The following is a 16,010-nucleotide window of genomic DNA, read 5'->3' on the forward strand; positions in this document are numbered from 1 at the left end:
GCGCTCAGCGCCCGGTCTGGGCCCGGTGCAGCAGTTTCTGGTCGGCCAGGACGAGCGCGACCATCGCCTCGACTACCGGCGCGCCGCGGATGCCGACACAGGGATCATGGCGGCCCTTGGTCATAATCTCGGTCGCTTCGCCGCCACGGGTGATGGTTTCGACCGGCGTCAGGATTGAGCTGGTCGGCTTGAACGCGACGCGGACGCGGATCGGCTGACCCGTGGCGATACCGCCGGCGATGCCGCCGGCATGGTTGGCGAGGAATTCCGGTCCGTCGACACCCGGCCGCATCGCATCGGCATTCTCTTCGCCGCGCAGCGTTGCCGCTTCGAAGCCGTCACCGATCTCGATACCCTTCACGGCGTTGATGCTCATACAGGCCGAAGCGAGTTCCGCGTCGAGCTTGGCGTAGAGCGGGGCACCCCAGCCGGCGGGCACGCCGGTCGCCTCGCACGCGATGACTGCGCCGAGCGACGAGCCTGCCTTGCGCGCGCCGTCGACCAGCGCTTCCCAGCGCGCAGCCGCTTCCGCATCGGGGCAGAAGAAAGGATTCGCATCGATCTGGTCGAGATCGAAATTGGCCGGATCGATCCGGTCGCCGCCGATCGCCTCGACCCAGGCGCGGATGCGCACCTCAGGGATGACCAGTCGCGCGACGGCACCCGCCGCGACCCGCGATGCCGTCTCGCGGGCGGACGAACGCCCGCCGCCGCGATAGTCGCGAAAGCCGTATTTGGCGTCATAGGCATAATCGGCATGACCCGGGCGATAGGCTTGGGCGACCTCCGAATAATCCTTGGAGCGTTGGTCGACATTCTCGATCATCAGGCTGATCGGCGTACCGGTCGTCTTCCCCTCGAACACGCCGGACAGGATGCGGATCTGGTCGGGCTCCTGGCGCTGCGTCGTGAAGCGCGAGGTGCCGGGGCGGCGCTTGTCGAGGAAGGGCTGGATGTCCGCCTCGGAGATGGTCAGCCCGGGCGGGCAACCATCGACGACAGCGCCAATGGCGGGGCCGTGCGACTCGCCCCAGGTGGTGAAGCGGAAGACGTGACCGAAGCTGTTGAGACTCATTCCAAACCCTCTCCCGGCGGGAGAGGGAGCGGCCCATGCGAAGCATGGGAGGGTGAGGGTGACCCGCTCGACCCGACATGCTCGACCATGGACCGGTCGCCCTCACCCTTCCCACCGCTGCGCGGCGGGCCCCTTCCCTCTCCCGCAGGGAGAGGGAGACCATTCACACCAAAGCGATGTCCGGCGCGTCTTCAGCCTTCATGCCGATCGCATGATAACCGGCGTCGACATGATGCACTTCGCCGGTCACGCCGCTGGCGAGATCGCTGAGCAGATACAGGCCGGCGCCGCCGACGTCCTCGATCGTCACGTTGCGCTTGAGCGGCGAGTTCAGCTCGTTCCACTTCAGGATCAGGCGGAAATCGCCGATGCCCGAGGCAGCGAGCGTCTTGATCGGGCCGGCCGAAATCGCGTTGACGCGGATATTGTCGCGACCGAGATCGACCGCGAGATATTGCACGCTCGTCTCGAGCGCCGCCTTGGCCACGCCCATGACGTTATAGTGCGGAATGACTTTTTCGGCCCCGTAATAGCTGAGCGTCAGAAGCGAGCCGCCATCGGGCATCATCGCCGCCGCGCGCTGCGCCACCGCGACGAAGCTGTACACCGAGATGTTCATGGTCGTCAGGAAATTGTCGAGGCTGGTGTCCATGAAGCGGCCGCGCAGCTCGTTCTTGTCGGAGAAACCGATCGCATGGACGACAAAGTCGATCGTCGGCCAATCCTTTCCCAGATCCTCGAACGCCTTGTCGAGCGCTGTCATGTCGGAGACGTCGCAATCGATCAGCAAGGTCGAGCCGAGCTGCTCGGCAAGCGGCCTTACGCGCTTTTCGAGTGCTTCACCCTGATAGGAGAAGGCGAGCTCAGCGCCTGCTTCGCTGAGCTTCTTGGCGATTCCCCAGGCGAGCGACCGATCATTGGCCAGGCCCATGATCAATCCGCGTTTGCCCTGCATCAATCCCGTCACGCTGCTGCCGCCTCCTGTTTGTTGCTGCCGCCGAGGTCCTCTACTCCCTCATCATCGGATTCCGCCAGTGCCGCGTTCAATTCGGCGCCAACGACCAGGCCGAGCCCGACGAAGAAGAAGAAGATAAGCGCGATCATCACGCCTGCCAGGCTGCCATAGGTAAGATCATAGCTGCCGAGCAATCCGAGGATGACCGGCAGGAGTGCGGTGACCAGCAGCCACCAGCCCGCCGTGAACAATGCGCCCGGCCATTTCGGACATTTGCTCTCGCGATATTTGCGCGGGGTGAGCGCGTAGAACACCATGTAGAGCGCCGCGAACAGCGCAAGCGCCGGGGCGAGCCGGCTGAACGACACGATCGTCGCCGCGTTCGCCGCGAAGGGCAGCACGCGCAAGATGAACTGTTCGACCGCGAGCAGCATGATCTGGAAGGCGAAGGCGACCAGAATCAGGATCATCGCGGTCAGGATCAGCCCGATCGACCAGAGCCGATATTGCCAGAAGGGCCGGATCGACTTCACGCCATAAGCGCGGCGCAATATGTCCCGGATCGTCTCGATGAAGCTCGCCGTGGTCCACAGCCCGACGATCGCGCCGAACCAGAGCAGCGAGCCGGAGCGCGCCGTGAGCACATCGGTGATCGGCGTCTGGAGCACCTGCGCGACGCTGGGCGGCACGGTGCGCAGGAACGCCTCGACCGCGTGGAGCCCCTCCCCCGTCTGTCCGAACAGCCGCGCGACGGCGGCCGCGACGATGAAGAAGGGAAAGAGTGTCAGCAGCGAGAGATAGGCGAGGTTGCCGGCATGGACGAAGCCGTCGCTATAGACGCCGACAAAGACGCGCTTGAGCACTTCGCGGGCGTAGCTGCCGGGCTGCATGAAGGCCATGCGCCGGCTGAGCCTGGTCTGCCCCTCACCCGGCCTCTTGCGGCGTTCCTCGGGCGATTGGGGCGAAACTTCCTGCATCGAGCGATTAAACGCCCATGGCCGCGCGTGGGTTGCTCTTGTCGCGATCCTTCCAGCCCTCGACGAACTCGGTCAGGGCCGCGTCGCCGGCGGGAAGATCGACCATCAGCGTCACCAGCTGGTCGCCGCGCGTGCCGCCCTTCTTGTGGAAGCCGCGCCCGCGCAGACGAAGCACCTTGCCCGAGGTCGAGCCGGCCGGAACCGTCAGCATCACCGCGCCCTCGACCGTCGGGACACGCACCGACGCGCCAAGCACCGCTTCGGACAAAGTGATCGGCAGGTCGAGCCGCACGTCATCGCCGTCGCGGGTGAAGAAGCGGTGCGGCTGGACGCTGATCGTCACCATGCCGTCGCCCACGCCGCCCGGGCCGGGCTGGCCCTTGCCGGCGAGGCGCATCTGGAAACCGCTTTCGAGGCCAGCGGGCAGCTTGAGGTCGATCGTCTTGCCGTCGGCCAGCGTGATGCGCTGCGGGCTGAGCGTCGCCGCATCCGTGAAGGGGACGTTGAGCTTGTAGCCGACATTGGCGCCCTTGGGCTGGGGCTTGCGCCCGAAGCCGCCGAACCCGCTGGAGAAACCGCCGCCACCAGCGCGTCCGCCGAACATGCCCTCGAAGATATCGCTGATATCCGGCCCGTCCGCCTCGAACGGCGATCCGCCGCCACCAGGGCCCGGGCGGAACCCGCCCTGGCCGGCGCCGCCGAAGCCGAAGGGCGATGCCGGGTTGCCCTCGCCGTCGATCTCGCCACGGTCGAACCGGGCGCGCTTGTCCTTGTCGGTCAGCAGATCATAAGCGTTGGTGACCTGGCTGAACCGCTCGGTCGCCTGTTTGTTGTCCTTGTTGCGATCGGGGTGCAGCTCCTTTGCGAGCTTCCGATACGCCTTCTTGATGTCGGCCTCGCTGGCGGTACGCGGCACGCCAAGCGTTGCATATGGATCGGCCACTTTTGCCCTCTGTTTCTATTCTGGCGCCTATTTGGGGGATAAGGTCCGCGAGTGCAACGCGAACCCCTCTCCCAACGGGAGAGGGAGGGGCGCATTGCGAAGCAATGGGAGGGTGAGGGTGACGTGTACCATCACCATTCGCCCTCACCCTTCCGCGCTACGCGCTCCCTCCCTCTCCCGCTGGGAGAGGGATTTCAGGTGACTGCTTCCAGCACAGGCGCGACATCGACCGAGACGTTCATCTTCTGCGCGCCCGAGCCGAGCACGACGCCGTCGATCGGCGCGATCTCGCCGTAATCGCGGCCGATCGCCATGATGATATGGTCGCCCGCCATCCAGATGCCGTTGGTCGGATCGACCCCGACCCAGCCGAGATCGGGCCCGCACCACAGCAACACCCAGGCATGAGTCGCATCGGCGCCGACCAGGCGGGGCTGGCCGGGCGGCGGGATGGTGCGGATATAGCCCGAGGCATAAGCAGCGGGCAGGCCCGCGGCACGCAGGCCGGTGATCATGATCTGCGCGAAATCCTGGCAGACGCCACCGCGCTTGGCGAAGGCCTCGTGCGGGACGGTGTCGACCAGGGTCGCTTCGGGATCGAAATCGAATTCGTTCTGGATGCGATGGGCGAGCGCGATCGCTGCCTCGAGCGACGGGCGGTCGGGATCGAGGTCCTGTGCGCACCAGTCGGCGATGTCGCGGTCGAGCGGGATCAGCGGCGAGGGGAAGAGATAATTGGCGGGGCCGGCCGGCGAGGCATCGCGGCTGGCGCGCGCCGCGATCGCGACCTCGGCGAGGGTCGGGTCGCTGTCCGACGGCATCGGCACCGGCCGGTCGACCAGGATACGCGACACGCTTTCGATGACGAGATGCCGCACCGGCTCCTCGACCACCAGCCGCATGACATTGGCGAGCCCGGCCTCGGCACGCGCCGGCGCAGTGCGACCCGAGGGGCTGATCGACAGGCGATAGTCGCGCAGTTCCTGGCCGGACCAGTGGATCGGCTTCAGCCGCAGGTTGCAACGCGCGAACTTGACCGAAGCGCCGTAATCGAAGCGCGTGACGTGACGGATATCGTAGATCATGACTTCACTCCCCTCCCCTTCAGGGGAGGGGTTAGGGGGTGGGGGCGTGCGTCTGCACGCTCAAAAGACTCATTGCGCCTGGCCCAAAGCGCCGCGACGGGCATCGAGCCCGCCGCTTCGCTGCCCCACCCCTTGCCCCTCCCCTCGAGGGGAGGGGTGGAAAAGAAAGCGAGCGCTTGCCTCACGCCAGCGTCAGCCCACCCGCGCGAAGCGGCTCCGCGCCCTGCAGGAAGTAGCGCCGCGCGACCGCATCCGACAAAGCGAACAGCCGCCGCTCCAGATCACCCAACACGCCCTCGTCGAGGGTCGCCGCAGTCGCGGTCGAGACAATCGATACCAGCAACGTCGCCACCGCCTGTTGCGGCTCGTCCATGCCGTCATCGCCGAGCACCGGCAGCGCGCGCATATGTTCGCAGATGCGGTCGACCTGGAACGCCAGCGAGCGTGGATTGCCCGGGTCGAGCGCGACCAGATCGACCACCGGCACCCGGGCGATGCCGGTCAAATAGCGCTGGCGATAGCTGATCTGGCTGTCGGCAAGGTCGAGCAGGGTCGACAGGTCGTCGATCGTACCATTGGGCATGCCGAACACCCGCACCGCCCGGGTTACGGTCAGCGCGCGTTCGAGCCGGCGACCGAGATCATGGAAGCGCCACGCCGCCGTCCGGCCCATATGCTCCGCCGACAGGCCGGACAAAGCGGCATAGCGGCGTTGGAGCGAGCCGGCCTTGTCGAGCATGCCGCCCTTGGTCGGGAACGGCGCATCGAGCAGCCTGACCATGTCGGCCGCCAGCCGGTCGCGCGAGCCGCGCCCGATGCCGCGCGCGAGCCGGTTGATCGCGCGGACGCTGTGCCAGCCGCCCTCGCCCGATTCCATCGCCGTGCGGGCGAACTGGGTCAGGTCGGCGCGGCGCAGGCTCGCTGGGTGCGGTGCCGCGCCGATATTGACCGCCATGCCGACCAGCCGCCCGACCGTATCCGGCCCGAGCGCGGCGCCGGCATCGGCATCGATCGAATTGCCCAGCATCACGCGGATGATGCTCAGCAGTGCCTCGCCGCGTTCGAGATAGCGGCCGAGCCAGAAGAAATTGTCGGCGACGCGGCTCGGCAAGGTGCCGGGGTTGCGGCGGACATGGATCGAATCGCTCGGCGGCAGCAGCGAGACCGGGGCGACCGGTTCGGGCCCGTGCACTGCGACGTCGGCCGACCAGTTGCCTTCGCCCATTACCGAAGCGCGGGGATCGCTGTGCTCGCCGATCCGCGCAAAGCCGCCCGGCATGATCGCCCAGCTGCCATCGGCCCCGCGCGCGGCGAAGACGCGGAGCGTGAAGGGCCGCGCAGCCAGGCCCGTGTCGGTGACGACCGGCATGGTCGACAGCCGGATGATCTCCTGCCCGACATAATCCTGCGGCCGGCGGGTCATATCGTCGAGCAACGCCGCACGTGCGGTGCCGGTGATCTCCGCCCCCGGCCGGGGCATGAGCCCCTCGAGGCCGAGCGGCTGGACGCCGAAGGCAGGGCCGACCAGCAGCTGGTCGAGATCCTCGATCACGCGGGCGCGTTCCTTGTCCTGCCCGCACCACCAGGTGGCGATATTGGGGAGGAGCAGGTCCTTGCCGGTCAGCCGGGTCGCGAGCATCGGCAGGAAGGCGGCAAAGGCGGGCGATTCGAGCACGCCGGCGCCCGGCACGTTGGAGATGACGACATTGCCCGCCGCCATCGCGTCAATGAGGCCGGGCACGCCGATGCTCGAATGCGAATCGAAGGCGAGCGGATCGAGCAACCGCGGATCGAGCCGATTCCAGATCGCATCGACTCGCTTCAGTCCGCCGATGGTGCGGACATAGAGCTTGTCCTCGAGCGCGGCGAGATCGGCGCCCTCGACCAGCAGCAGCCCGAGATAGCGCGCGAGATGCGCCTGCTCGGCATAGCTGGGGTTGTAACGGCCGGGCGTCAGCAGCCCGATGCGCGGCTCGGCGCGGCGGCAGGCCGCGGCGAGGCCGTCGCGATAGGCAGCGAAGAAGGGCGCGTGGCGCTTGACGTTCAGACGGCCCTGCAGCCCGCCAAGCGTGCGCGAGATCGCCAGGCGGTTCTCCAGCGCATAGCCGGCGCCGGCAGGGGCGCGGAGATGGTCGGTGAGCACGCGCCATTCGCCGGTCGGACCGCGGCCGAGATCGATCGCGATGAAGTGAAGGTGATGGCCGCCCGGCGGCACCAGCCCCGCCATCGGCCGGAGGAAGAAGGGGCTGCCCGCGACCAGCGCGGCGGGGATCAGCCCACGCTCGACCAGCTTCGCATCGCCGTAGAGATCGGCGAGGATCGTCTCGAGCAGCTCGGCGCGCTGCGCAACGCCGGCCTCGATGCCCGCCCATTCGTCCGCCTCGATCAGCAGCGGGACGGGAGACAAGGGCCAGGCGCGCTCCTCGCTTTCGCCGATGATGCGGAAGCCGGTGCCGATATCGGCGGCGTGGCGCTGAACCCGGTCGCGCGCATGGCTGAGGTCGTCGCCGGCCACGGCCGCGAGCTCCTCGAACATCGCGGTCCAGGCGGGATCGTCGCGGCCGGCGCAGAGCACGTCGCCCTTTTTCTCCCGCGCGCAATAGTCCGCAATCCAGCGCGCGGCGTGGATCGACGGGTCGAGCAGAGAGGGGGCTGCGAGCGTGGCCATGGTGATTGAGGCGTTCCCCTACGAACGTGGCGACTCGACCACAATCCCTTCGCGCGTGCAACAAGGATCAGAGGTCGGGCAGCACCTGATCGGCGAATCCCCATCCCGCAAGCTCGCGGGAATTGGCGCGTTCGAGCAGTTCGGCGCCGTCGCGGACGCCCCAGCGATGCGCATTCTCGATGTCGCGCAGCTCAGTCCAGGTTACGGGTGCCGCGACCGGGGCGCCCGAGCGGGCCCGCGCGACATAAGGCAGGACTGCGGTCGAGCCGCGCTGGTTGCGCAGATAATCGATGAAGATGCGGCCCTTGCGCTTGGCCTTGGCCATGTTCGCGACATAGCGTTCCGGCTCGGCCTCGGCGAGCGCGCGGGCGAAGCGGTCGGCGAAGTCCTTCACCGCCGGCCATTCGGCCTGGGGCTTCAGCGGCACCACGACATGCACGCCCTTGCCGCCCGACAGCATCGCGAAGCTGACCAGCCCGATTTCGGCGAGCTGGTTCTTGATGTCCTCGGCCGCCTTCTTGACCACGTCGAAGCCGAGATCCTCGTCGGGATCGAGATCGAACACCATGCGGTCGGGCTGCTCCAGCGTCGCGACCGACGATCCCCAGCCATGGAATTCGATCGTGCCCATCTGCACGCAGGTCACGAGGCCATCGACGTCGTCGATATAGATGTAATTCTCGGTCGACCCGTCCTTCTCGCGGATCGGCACCTGATGGACATAGTCGCCAAAGGTGCCGGCATCGTGCTTCTGGAAGAAGCAGCGCTTGGCGCGGCCCTGGGGGCAGCGGACCAGGCTGATGGGACGATTGGCCGCCCAGGGCAGCATGGCGGGCGCAAGCTGCGCATAATAATCGGCCAGATCGCCCTTGGTGACGTCCGAATCGGGGAAGATCAGGCGATCGCGGCTGCTGACTTTCACATGCACCTCCGGAACCGGGGTAGTCTCAACGGGGACAGGCTTCTCGGCGACGACGTCGGCCGCCTTCTTGTCCTCGCGGAGGCCGAGAAAGCTCGAGTGGCGCAGCACGCCGTCGGGGGTGGTCTCGGCAAAGGCGATTTCGGCGACCAGCTTCGGCTCGACCCAGTGTGCGCCGCGGACGGCCGCGCGCGGTGCCCTTACCGTCGGCTCCTTGCGTTCAAGCTTAGCGAGCTTCGCGCTCAGATCGAGCATCGTGTCGGTATCGAAGCCGGTGCCGACCTTGCCGGCATAGGTGAAGCCGTCCGGACCGTTCAGGCCGAGCAGCAGCGCGCGGAAGCCGCGCGACTTGTCGGACGGCGTCCAGCCGACAATGACGAATTCCTGGCGCCGGATGCATTTGACCTTGAGCCAGCCCTTGCTCCGCTGGCCGCGATAGGGCGCATCGGCGAGCTTCGAGACGATGCCTTCATAGCCTTCGCGGCACATCGTCTCGAACAATTGCTCACCCGAGCCGAGGATGTGTTCGGCGAATTGCAGCCGGGCGTCGACGCCGTCGATCAGCGGGCGCAGGCGCTCCTTGCGCTGGATATTGGGCAGATCGGCGATGTCCTCGCCATCCACTTCGAGCAGGTCGAAGGCGAACAGGGTCATGTCGCCGCCATTGGCGATCGCGTCCTGCAAGGCGGAAAAATGGGGCTTGCCGTCCTTGAAGGCGACCACTTCGCCGTCGATCAGGGCGTTGCCGAGGTTCAGGGTCGCGGCGGCCTCGGCGATGCCGGGGAATTTCCCGGTCCAGTCGAGGCCGGAGCGGCTGTAGATCTTCACCTTCGTACCCGCGATCGCGATCAGCACGCGGTAGCCGTCATATTTCACTTCGTGCAGCCAACGGCTGCCGGTGGGCACGCTGTCGACCAGGGTGGCGAGCTGGAAGTCGCGGAATTTGGGCAGGGCGCCCTTGGTGGCTGGCTTGCGGCGGGCGGTGCGTTTGGGGACGCCCCCCTCCACCGCCTTCGGCGGTCCCCCTCCCCGTGCCGGGGAGGATTTTCCTTCGGCTATCTCGACCATCGTGCGGCCGGTCGCGACGCTGGTGAGGGCGGTTTCCACCAACGTGTCGGTGCCGCCTGCCTCCGCATCGTCAATCTTGCGCAGCAGCCAGTTCTCGCTTTTCTCCTTGCCGCGCGGTTTCAGGCGGATCAGCAGCCATTCGCCCTTCATGCGCTCGCCATCGAGCACGAAATGGAGATGGCCCTTCTCCAGGTCCTTCGCGCTCTTGCCCTTGATCGGGGACCAGGTGCCGCGATCCCACAGCATCACCGTGCCGCCGCCATATTGGCCCTTGGGGATGGTGCCCTCGAAGGTGGCGTAGGACAAAGGATGATCCTCGGTGCGGACGGCGAGGCGCTTTTCGCCAGGGTCGAGGCTGGGCCCGCGGGTGACCGCCCAGCTTTTCAGCACGCCGTCGATCTCGAGCCGGAAATCCCAGTGGAGCCGCGACGCATCGTGCTTCTGCACCATGAAGCTGTTGCCATGCCCCGGCGCGAGCGTGCCCGCCGGTTCCGCGGTCTTCGCGAAATCGCGCTTGGCGTTGTAGAGCGCGAGTGGGTCGCGATCAGGCACGCTTTTTCGCCGCCGGTTTCTTCGCGGGCGCTGCGGGTGCCTTTTTGGCAGCCGGCTTCTTCGCCGCAGGGGTCGCCTTGGCAGGCGATGCGCCCGGCTTCTCCATCGACTTCTTGAGCGCAGCCATCAGGTCGACCACGTTCGAGCCCGACCGGCCGGTCGGCTCGTCGCTGGTGTCTTCGATGATCTTGCGGCCCTTGGCCTTGCGCTTGCGCTCGATCAGGCCCTTGAGCGCCTCGACATAATGGTCGTGGAAGTTCTTCGGATCGAACGCGCCGGTCTTCTTCTCGATCAGCGCCTCGGCCAGTTCGAGCAGGTCCTCGTCGGGCTTCGAATCCGGGATGTCGCGGAAATAGCCCTGCGCCTTGTTGACCTCATCGGCATAACGCAGCGTCTCGAGCACCATGCCGCGGCCGCACGGCTTCAGGCTCACCACATATTCGCGGCCACGCATGGCGAGCTGGCCCAGCCCGACCTTCTTCGTCCGCCGCAGCGCCTCGCGCAGTACGATAAAGGCTTCCTCGGCCAGGTCGTCGGCCGGCACCACGAAATAGGGCTTTTCGTAATAGAGCACGTCGATCTCGCTCGCATCGACGAACTGGGTGAGCTCGAGCGTCTTCTTCGATTCGAGCTTCACGGCGTCGATCTCGTCCTGCTCCAGCAGGACGAACTCGCCCTTCTCGTACTCGAAGCCCTTCATGATCTCGTCGGTGTCGACCGGGCCGATGCCGGTCACGACCTTCTCGTAATGGATCGGCTTGCCGGTCGGTTCGTGGATCTGCTTGAAGCTGACCTGCGCGCCCGATTTCGTCGCGGTGTAGATCTCGACCGGAATCGAGACGAGCGCGAGCCTGATCTGTCCCTGCCAATAGGCGCGTGCGGCCATTACCCGGTTCCTTTGTTGCCCCGATTGCCTTGGGGGCGATTCAATCCCTGGCGGGCGGTTCCGTTCCTCGACACTCGACCATGGCAGCCGTAAAGCGCGACCATGGTACAGGATCCCTTCACGCTGTTCGACATCTGGTACGCCGAAGCGCGCGAGACCGAGCCGAATGATTCGAACGCGATGGCGCTCGCCACCGCGGATGCGGAGGGCCGCCCCTCGGTGCGGATGGTGCTGCTCAAGGGGCATGGGCCGGACGGCTTCGTGTTCTACACCAACCGCGAGAGCCGCAAGGCGGGTGAGATGGCGGCCAACCCGCACGCCGCTTTGCTGTTTCACTGGAAGTCGCTGCGCCGGCAGATCCGCATCGAGGGTCCGCTGACCTGGGCGACCGATGCCGAATCGGATGCCTATTTCGCGAGCCGCAACCGCGATTCGCAGCTCGGCGCCTGGGCGTCGGACCAGTCGCGGCCGCTCGCTTCCCGCTCGACGTTCGAGGCGCGGTTCGCCGAGGTGCAGGCGCGGTTCGAGGGCGGCCCGGTGCCGCGCCCGCCGCATTGGGGCGGATACCGGCTGACCCCGGACCGGATCGAGTTCTGGCAGGACCGCGAGCACCGGCTTCACGAGCGCCGCCTGTTCGTGCGGGCCGGTAAGGGCTGGAACGAAGGGCTGCTGTTCCCATGACCGAAGACCAGCGCCGCGCCATTCCCTATGTCGTGCGGGCCGCCATCGCCAGCGTGGCGATGGCACTGTTTCTGCTCGGGCTGAAGGGTTTTGCCGCCTGGCATACCGGATCGGTCGCGATGCTCGGGTCGCTCGCCGATACGGGGCTCGACCTGCTTGCCTCGCTCGTCACCCTGTATGGCGTGCGCCTCGCCGCGACGCCGGCCGATCATGATCACCGGTTCGGGCACGGCAAGGCGGAGGCGCTGGCGGCGTTGTTCCAGGTCATGCTGATCACGGCCTCGGCCGCGGGCATCGCCTGGCGCGCGATCATGGCGTTCGGCGAGACCGATCCGACGCACGACGCCGAATTCGGCATCGGCGTGTCGATCATCGCGATCATGGCGACCGTGGTGCTGCTGATCTATCAGCGCAGCATCATCCGGCGCACCGGATCGGTCGCGATCATGGCCGACAACATGCATTACCAGTCCGACGTCCTGCTCAACGGATCGGTGATCGTCGCCCTGGTGCTCGACCAGTATGTCGGCTGGAGCGGTGCCGATCCGCTGTTCGGCATCGTCATCGCTGCCTGGCTCGCGTTCGGCGCGTTTCGCGCGTCGAGCAACGCGATCGACCAGCTGATGGACAAGGAATGGCCCGAGGAGGAGCGCAAGCGCTTCATCGAGGCGGCAGCGCAGCATCCCGAGCTGCGCGGCATCCATGATTTCCGCACCCGCCGGTCGGGCAGCCATGATTTCGCGCAGTTCCACATGTACGTCGCGCCCGGGATGACGGTGGCCGACGCGCATGTCGTGATGGACGCCGTCGAGGCGAAGATCCGCAAGCAATTCCCCAAGGTCGAGGTGCTGATCCATCTCGATCCCGAGGGGCATGTCGATACCGACAATCCGCTGATCGAGGCGGACGTCACCCCCCATTGGTTCGGGAAGCGCATATGAGGATTCCGTTCGTCCAGATCGACGCGTTCGCGACCGCGCCGTTCGAGGGCAATCCCGCGGCGGTGATGCCGCTGAGCAGCTGGCTGGACGATGCGACGCTGTTGCGGATCGCGGCGGAGAACAATCTGGCCGAGACCGCCTTCATCCTGCCCGACGAAAGCGGGGAAGCCGATTTCGAGCTGCGCTGGTTCACGCCCACCGTCGAGGTAGCCTTGTGCGGTCATGCGACGCTGGCGAGCGGGCATTTTGTGTTGTCGAGCGATTCGACGATGGAAAAAGTCCGTTTCCGCACGCGCAAGGCCGGGGTGCTCGACGTGGCGCGGGCCGGCGACGGCTATGAACTCGCGCTGCCGGCACTGGCGCCCGACCCGAAGCCGCTGCCCGAGATCGTCGCGGCACTCGGGCTGGACAGCGCGGTCGAGACCTTGTGGCAGAAGGGGCGCTACGGCCTGGTCGTGCTGGAGAACGAAGCGCAGGTGCGGGCGCTGAAGCCCGATTTCCGCAGGCTCGCGGCCGAGGGCGATGTGCTGACCATCGTCACCGCGCCCGGCGACGACACCGATGTGGTCAGCCGCGTGTTCGCGCCCGGCGCCGGGATCGACGAGGACCCGGTGACGGGCTCCGCGCATGCCGTGTCGGTACCCTATTGGGCGAAACGGCTGGGCTGCGACAGCTTCACGGCGTTCCAGGCGAGTCCGCGGGGCGGACGGCTGGCGTGCCGGCTTGACGGGGACCGGGTGATTTTGGGCGGGACCTGCGTGACGGTGATCGAGGGTACGTTCTTCCATTAATGCGACTCTTGAGGCGGTTTTAGCGGCGGTTCGAGCGGCATTTGGCACCGGTTTGCGTGATTTTTCTTTGTTTTCAACACCTTGATTTTACGAAACGGCGTTGCGTCGCTCGGTTCGGGGTGCACAGTAAAGCGCGAGAAGAGTGCTGCCACGGCGCTGTATCGGTACGCGACCGGCTGCGCCGGCACAGTATAGCCTGGTCGTTTTACCGAGCGATGGGCAAATATTCGCGGATTTATGCGACCCAACGTACCCCCCGAAATTTTCGTCGGCTTCTTGCCGGTTGCGCAGCCTGTTGGAAAATTCGATTTCATGCGTTGGAAATATCCAACGGCACGAGCCTACCGCACCTGAATCGACAGTGCGCCATGACTGGGCCTTTATTTGGCGAATTATGCGACCCCTATCGGATATAGCCTGAGCTTTACTTGCGCGTTCGAAAAATCGCTGCACCATCGCGCTTTCTCCTCGCCGCAGCCGGGAATGACGGCGCGCGACCCTAGGCCCGGGCGGCGCTGACTTGAATCGAGCTGCGGTTGCGTGCGGCGGCGTTGGCAGACAGGATGGGCCGGACGGGATCCCGTGCCCCTGGCTTTTTGCGGAGTTTCCATGCGCCTGATCGACCGCGAGGAAGTGCGCGAGCGCCTGACCTATGACCTCTGCATCCCGATCGTGCGCGAGGCGATGATCGCCTTTTCGACCGGCGAGACGCGGCAGTTGCTGCGATCGATCATTCCGCTGAGCGAGGGCCGGCTGTTCGGGATCATGCCGGGCGCGCTCGCCATGGACGGGCCGTTCGGCGCCAAGCTGATCAGCGTGTTCGCCGGCAATGCGGCAAAGGGGCGCCAGTCGCATCAGGGCGTGGTGGCGATCTTCGATCCCGAGACGGGCGCGCCGATCTGCATCGCCCATGCCGGCGAAGTCACCGCGATCCGCACCGCCGCCGCGAGCGCGGTGGCGACCGACGCGCTGGCCCGCGCCGACGCGCGCGTCCTGGCGATCCTCGGCACCGGCGAGCAGGCGGCGACGCATATCCGTGCGATCGCCACGGTGCGCCCGCTGGAGCGAGTGCTGGTGTGGGGTCGCTCGCCCTATCGCGCGGCGGAGCTGGCGCGGGCAATGGGTGCGGAGACCGGAATCGAGATCGCGGCAGTGGACGATGTGCGCGAGGCGGTGGCCGAAGCGGATATCGTCTGCACCGTCTCCAGCGCTGCCAAGCCGATCCTGCACGGCGCCTGGGTGCGGCCGGGGACTCACGTCAACCTGGTCGGATCAAGCCATGCCGGGCCGGTCGAGGTCGACCATGACCTGGTCGTGCGATCCCGCTTCATCGTCGACAGCCGCGAAGGCGTGCAGGCCCAGGGCGCGGAGTTCCGGAACGCGAAAGCGGCAGGGCTGATGGGCGACGATCAGCGGAGGAGGTTACGGCGTACAAGTCGCTCGGCCATGTGGTGCAGGATCTGGCGAGCGTCTGGGCGCTTTATGCTTTGTAGGAAGGGCCGGCGACGGCCGCGCCTCAGGGGACCAGCAACGGGCGCATCGCCGGCACCTTGATCGCCAGCTCGTCCGCGACGATGCCGGCAAACAGATCGGCGCCGTCGCGATTGAGATGCGTGTAATCGAACAGCGGACGCACGCGGGCGGTATAGGGCGGCGCGCCGGCCGCGAGCGGCGGCAGCGGCGGTGCAGGCGGCACGGGGACGGACGGGTCGGACGCGCTGGTCGTGCCGGTGAGGGCAGCGGCGACGATGTCGGGGGTCGGCGCACTTTGCGCATAATGAGTCGCCATGGCGGGGCCCATCGCCTCGATCACCGCGGCGCTGCGCGCGTTCAGCTCGACCAGCGGCACATCGAGCTCGGCGGCGACCTTGCGGATCGCCGCGTTCCACGGATCGAGCTCGCGGATCAGGCTGCCGTCCCTGAACTGGCGCCGGGTGAGCGGCGTGACGAGGATCGGCTTCGCGCCGGCAGCGCGTGTTTCGGCGACATAGCGGCGCAGATTGGCGGGGAATTCCGTGGCGAGATCGGTCGAGCGGCCCGGCTTGCCCGGCTGGTCGTTATGGCCGAACTGGATCAGCACCCAGATATCCACATAGCCCGGCGTCTTCATTTCACCGAGCGCGACATCCCAGGAGCCTTCAGCGCGATAGCTCTTCGTGCTGCGCCCGCCCCGCGCGAGATTGAGGCAGGCGGCGGTGGAGACGATGCGATACCCGCAGAAGCTGGAGCCCCAGCCGCTCTGGGGCTGGATGGTGGAATCGCCGACCAGGATGATCTTGGAAGGGCGGATTTTCTCCACCGGCGGATCGGCGGGCGGTCGAGGGGTTGCGGTCCGGGCTTGAGTTGGGGCGGCGAGCGCCAGGCCGGCAATGAGCGCGCAAGCGAGCCGGGCGGCTCCGGCTCGATGCACCGGGCTGGCCGGAGCGGTTCCAATGCAGGTCGACATGATCATTGTTCCGATACCCACGA

Annotated in this window: 13 protein-coding genes; 4 read left to right on the forward strand and 9 right to left on the reverse strand. The window is 66.8% G+C overall.

The annotated features are described in order from the left end of the window. Nucleotides 1-4 precede the first annotated feature (4 nt). The 8 genes from aroC to WC729_RS19210 all read right to left on the reverse strand — a co-directional run bounded on the left by aroC (nucleotide 5) and on the right by WC729_RS19210 (nucleotide 11,128). Nucleotides 5-1,075, reverse strand: coding sequence for a chorismate synthase (gene aroC, locus WC729_RS19175; RefSeq protein ID WP_372855751.1), 1,071 nt, complete (start codon nucleotides 1,073-1,075; stop codon nucleotides 5-7). A 163-nt stretch (nucleotides 1,076-1,238) separates the two neighbouring features. Then, on the reverse strand, nucleotides 1,239-2,042 hold the full coding sequence (gene fabI / locus WC729_RS19180) for an enoyl-ACP reductase FabI (protein ID WP_372855753.1): 804 nt from the start codon (nucleotides 2,040-2,042) through the stop codon (nucleotides 1,239-1,241). Further along, a complete protein-coding gene (locus WC729_RS19185) occupies nucleotides 2,039-3,007 on the reverse strand; it encodes a YihY/virulence factor BrkB family protein (RefSeq protein WP_372855755.1) in 969 nt (322 codons plus the stop codon). Before WC729_RS19185 ends, fabI begins: the two co-directional genes overlap by 4 nt. A 7-nt stretch (nucleotides 3,008-3,014) precedes the next feature. Beyond that, complete coding sequence (locus WC729_RS19190; RefSeq protein ID WP_372855757.1) at nucleotides 3,015-3,950, reverse strand: DnaJ C-terminal domain-containing protein; 936 nt, start codon at nucleotides 3,948-3,950, stop codon at nucleotides 3,015-3,017. A gap of 194 nt (nucleotides 3,951-4,144) precedes the next feature. Continuing rightward, the gene (locus WC729_RS19195) at nucleotides 4,145-5,035 is read right to left on the reverse strand and encodes a transglutaminase domain-containing protein (RefSeq protein WP_372855759.1); all 891 of its coding nucleotides are present in this window, start codon (nucleotides 5,033-5,035) and stop codon (nucleotides 4,145-4,147) included. A gap of 181 nt (nucleotides 5,036-5,216) precedes the next feature. Next, complete coding sequence (locus WC729_RS19200) at nucleotides 5,217-7,703, reverse strand: circularly permuted type 2 ATP-grasp protein (protein ID WP_372855761.1); 2,487 nt, start codon at nucleotides 7,701-7,703, stop codon at nucleotides 5,217-5,219. A 67-nt stretch (nucleotides 7,704-7,770) separates the two neighbouring features. Beyond that, nucleotides 7,771-10,242 carry a DNA ligase D gene (ligD, locus tag WC729_RS19205; protein ID WP_372855763.1) on the reverse strand — a complete coding sequence of 824 codons (2,472 nt, stop codon included), beginning with the start codon at nucleotides 10,240-10,242 and terminating at the stop codon, nucleotides 7,771-7,773. After that, on the reverse strand, nucleotides 10,235-11,128 hold the full coding sequence (locus WC729_RS19210; protein WP_372855765.1) for a Ku protein: 894 nt from the start codon (nucleotides 11,126-11,128) through the stop codon (nucleotides 10,235-10,237). The genes ligD and WC729_RS19210 overlap by 8 nt, the downstream gene beginning before the upstream one ends. Nucleotides 11,129-11,230: 102 nt before the next feature. On the opposite strand from WC729_RS19210, the gene pdxH reads away from it, so the two are divergent. From pdxH to WC729_RS19230, 4 genes are all read left to right on the forward strand, one after another. Further along, nucleotides 11,231-11,809 carry a pyridoxamine 5'-phosphate oxidase gene (gene pdxH / locus WC729_RS19215; protein WP_372855767.1) on the forward strand — a complete coding sequence of 193 codons (579 nt, stop codon included), beginning with the start codon at nucleotides 11,231-11,233 and terminating at the stop codon, nucleotides 11,807-11,809. Next, a complete protein-coding gene (locus tag WC729_RS19220; protein ID WP_372855769.1) occupies nucleotides 11,806-12,750 on the forward strand; it encodes a cation diffusion facilitator family transporter in 945 nt (314 codons plus the stop codon). The genes pdxH and WC729_RS19220 overlap by 4 nt, the downstream gene beginning before the upstream one ends. Beyond that, nucleotides 12,747-13,541 carry a PhzF family phenazine biosynthesis protein gene (locus tag WC729_RS19225; RefSeq protein ID WP_372855771.1) on the forward strand — a complete coding sequence of 265 codons (795 nt, stop codon included), beginning with the start codon at nucleotides 12,747-12,749 and terminating at the stop codon, nucleotides 13,539-13,541. The genes WC729_RS19220 and WC729_RS19225 overlap by 4 nt, the downstream gene beginning before the upstream one ends. A 609-nt stretch (nucleotides 13,542-14,150) precedes the next feature. Continuing rightward, the gene (locus WC729_RS19230; RefSeq protein WP_372855773.1) at nucleotides 14,151-15,095 is read left to right on the forward strand and encodes an ornithine cyclodeaminase family protein; all 945 of its coding nucleotides are present in this window, start codon (nucleotides 14,151-14,153) and stop codon (nucleotides 15,093-15,095) included. On the opposite strand, the gene WC729_RS19235 is transcribed toward WC729_RS19230, so the two are convergent. Further along, a complete protein-coding gene (locus tag WC729_RS19235) occupies nucleotides 15,058-16,008 on the reverse strand; it encodes a rhamnogalacturonan acetylesterase (RefSeq protein ID WP_372855775.1) in 951 nt (316 codons plus the stop codon). The genes WC729_RS19230 and WC729_RS19235 overlap by 38 nt on opposite strands. Nucleotides 16,009-16,010 lie beyond the last annotated feature (2 nt).

Source organism: Sphingomonas sp. (assembly GCF_041661825.1).
In the GTDB taxonomy this organism is placed as follows: domain Bacteria; phylum Pseudomonadota; class Alphaproteobacteria; order Sphingomonadales; family Sphingomonadaceae; genus Sphingomonas.

Excerpts from the sequence above, each read along its gene's own strand:
- WC729_RS19225 (WP_372855771.1), top strand. The coding sequence starts at position 12,747 with ATGAGGATTCCGTTCGTCCAGATCGACGCGTTCGCGACCGCGCCGTTC.
- aroC (WP_372855751.1), bottom strand. The coding sequence starts at position 1,075 with ATGAGTCTCAACAGCTTCGGTCACGTCTTCCGCTTCACCACCTGGGGC.
- WC729_RS19195 (WP_372855759.1), bottom strand. The coding sequence starts at position 5,035 with ATGATCTACGATATCCGTCACGTCACGCGCTTCGATTACGGCGCTTCG.
- WC729_RS19230 (WP_372855773.1), top strand. The coding sequence starts at position 14,151 with ATGCGCCTGATCGACCGCGAGGAAGTGCGCGAGCGCCTGACCTATGAC.
- WC729_RS19220 (WP_372855769.1), top strand. The coding sequence starts at position 11,806 with ATGACCGAAGACCAGCGCCGCGCCATTCCCTATGTCGTGCGGGCCGCC.
- pdxH (WP_372855767.1), top strand. The coding sequence starts at position 11,231 with ATGGTACAGGATCCCTTCACGCTGTTCGACATCTGGTACGCCGAAGCG.
- WC729_RS19200 (WP_372855761.1), bottom strand. The coding sequence starts at position 7,703 with ATGGCCACGCTCGCAGCCCCCTCTCTGCTCGACCCGTCGATCCACGCC.
- WC729_RS19210 (WP_372855765.1), bottom strand. The coding sequence starts at position 11,128 with ATGGCCGCACGCGCCTATTGGCAGGGACAGATCAGGCTCGCGCTCGTC.
- WC729_RS19185 (WP_372855755.1), bottom strand. The coding sequence starts at position 3,007 with ATGCAGGAAGTTTCGCCCCAATCGCCCGAGGAACGCCGCAAGAGGCCG.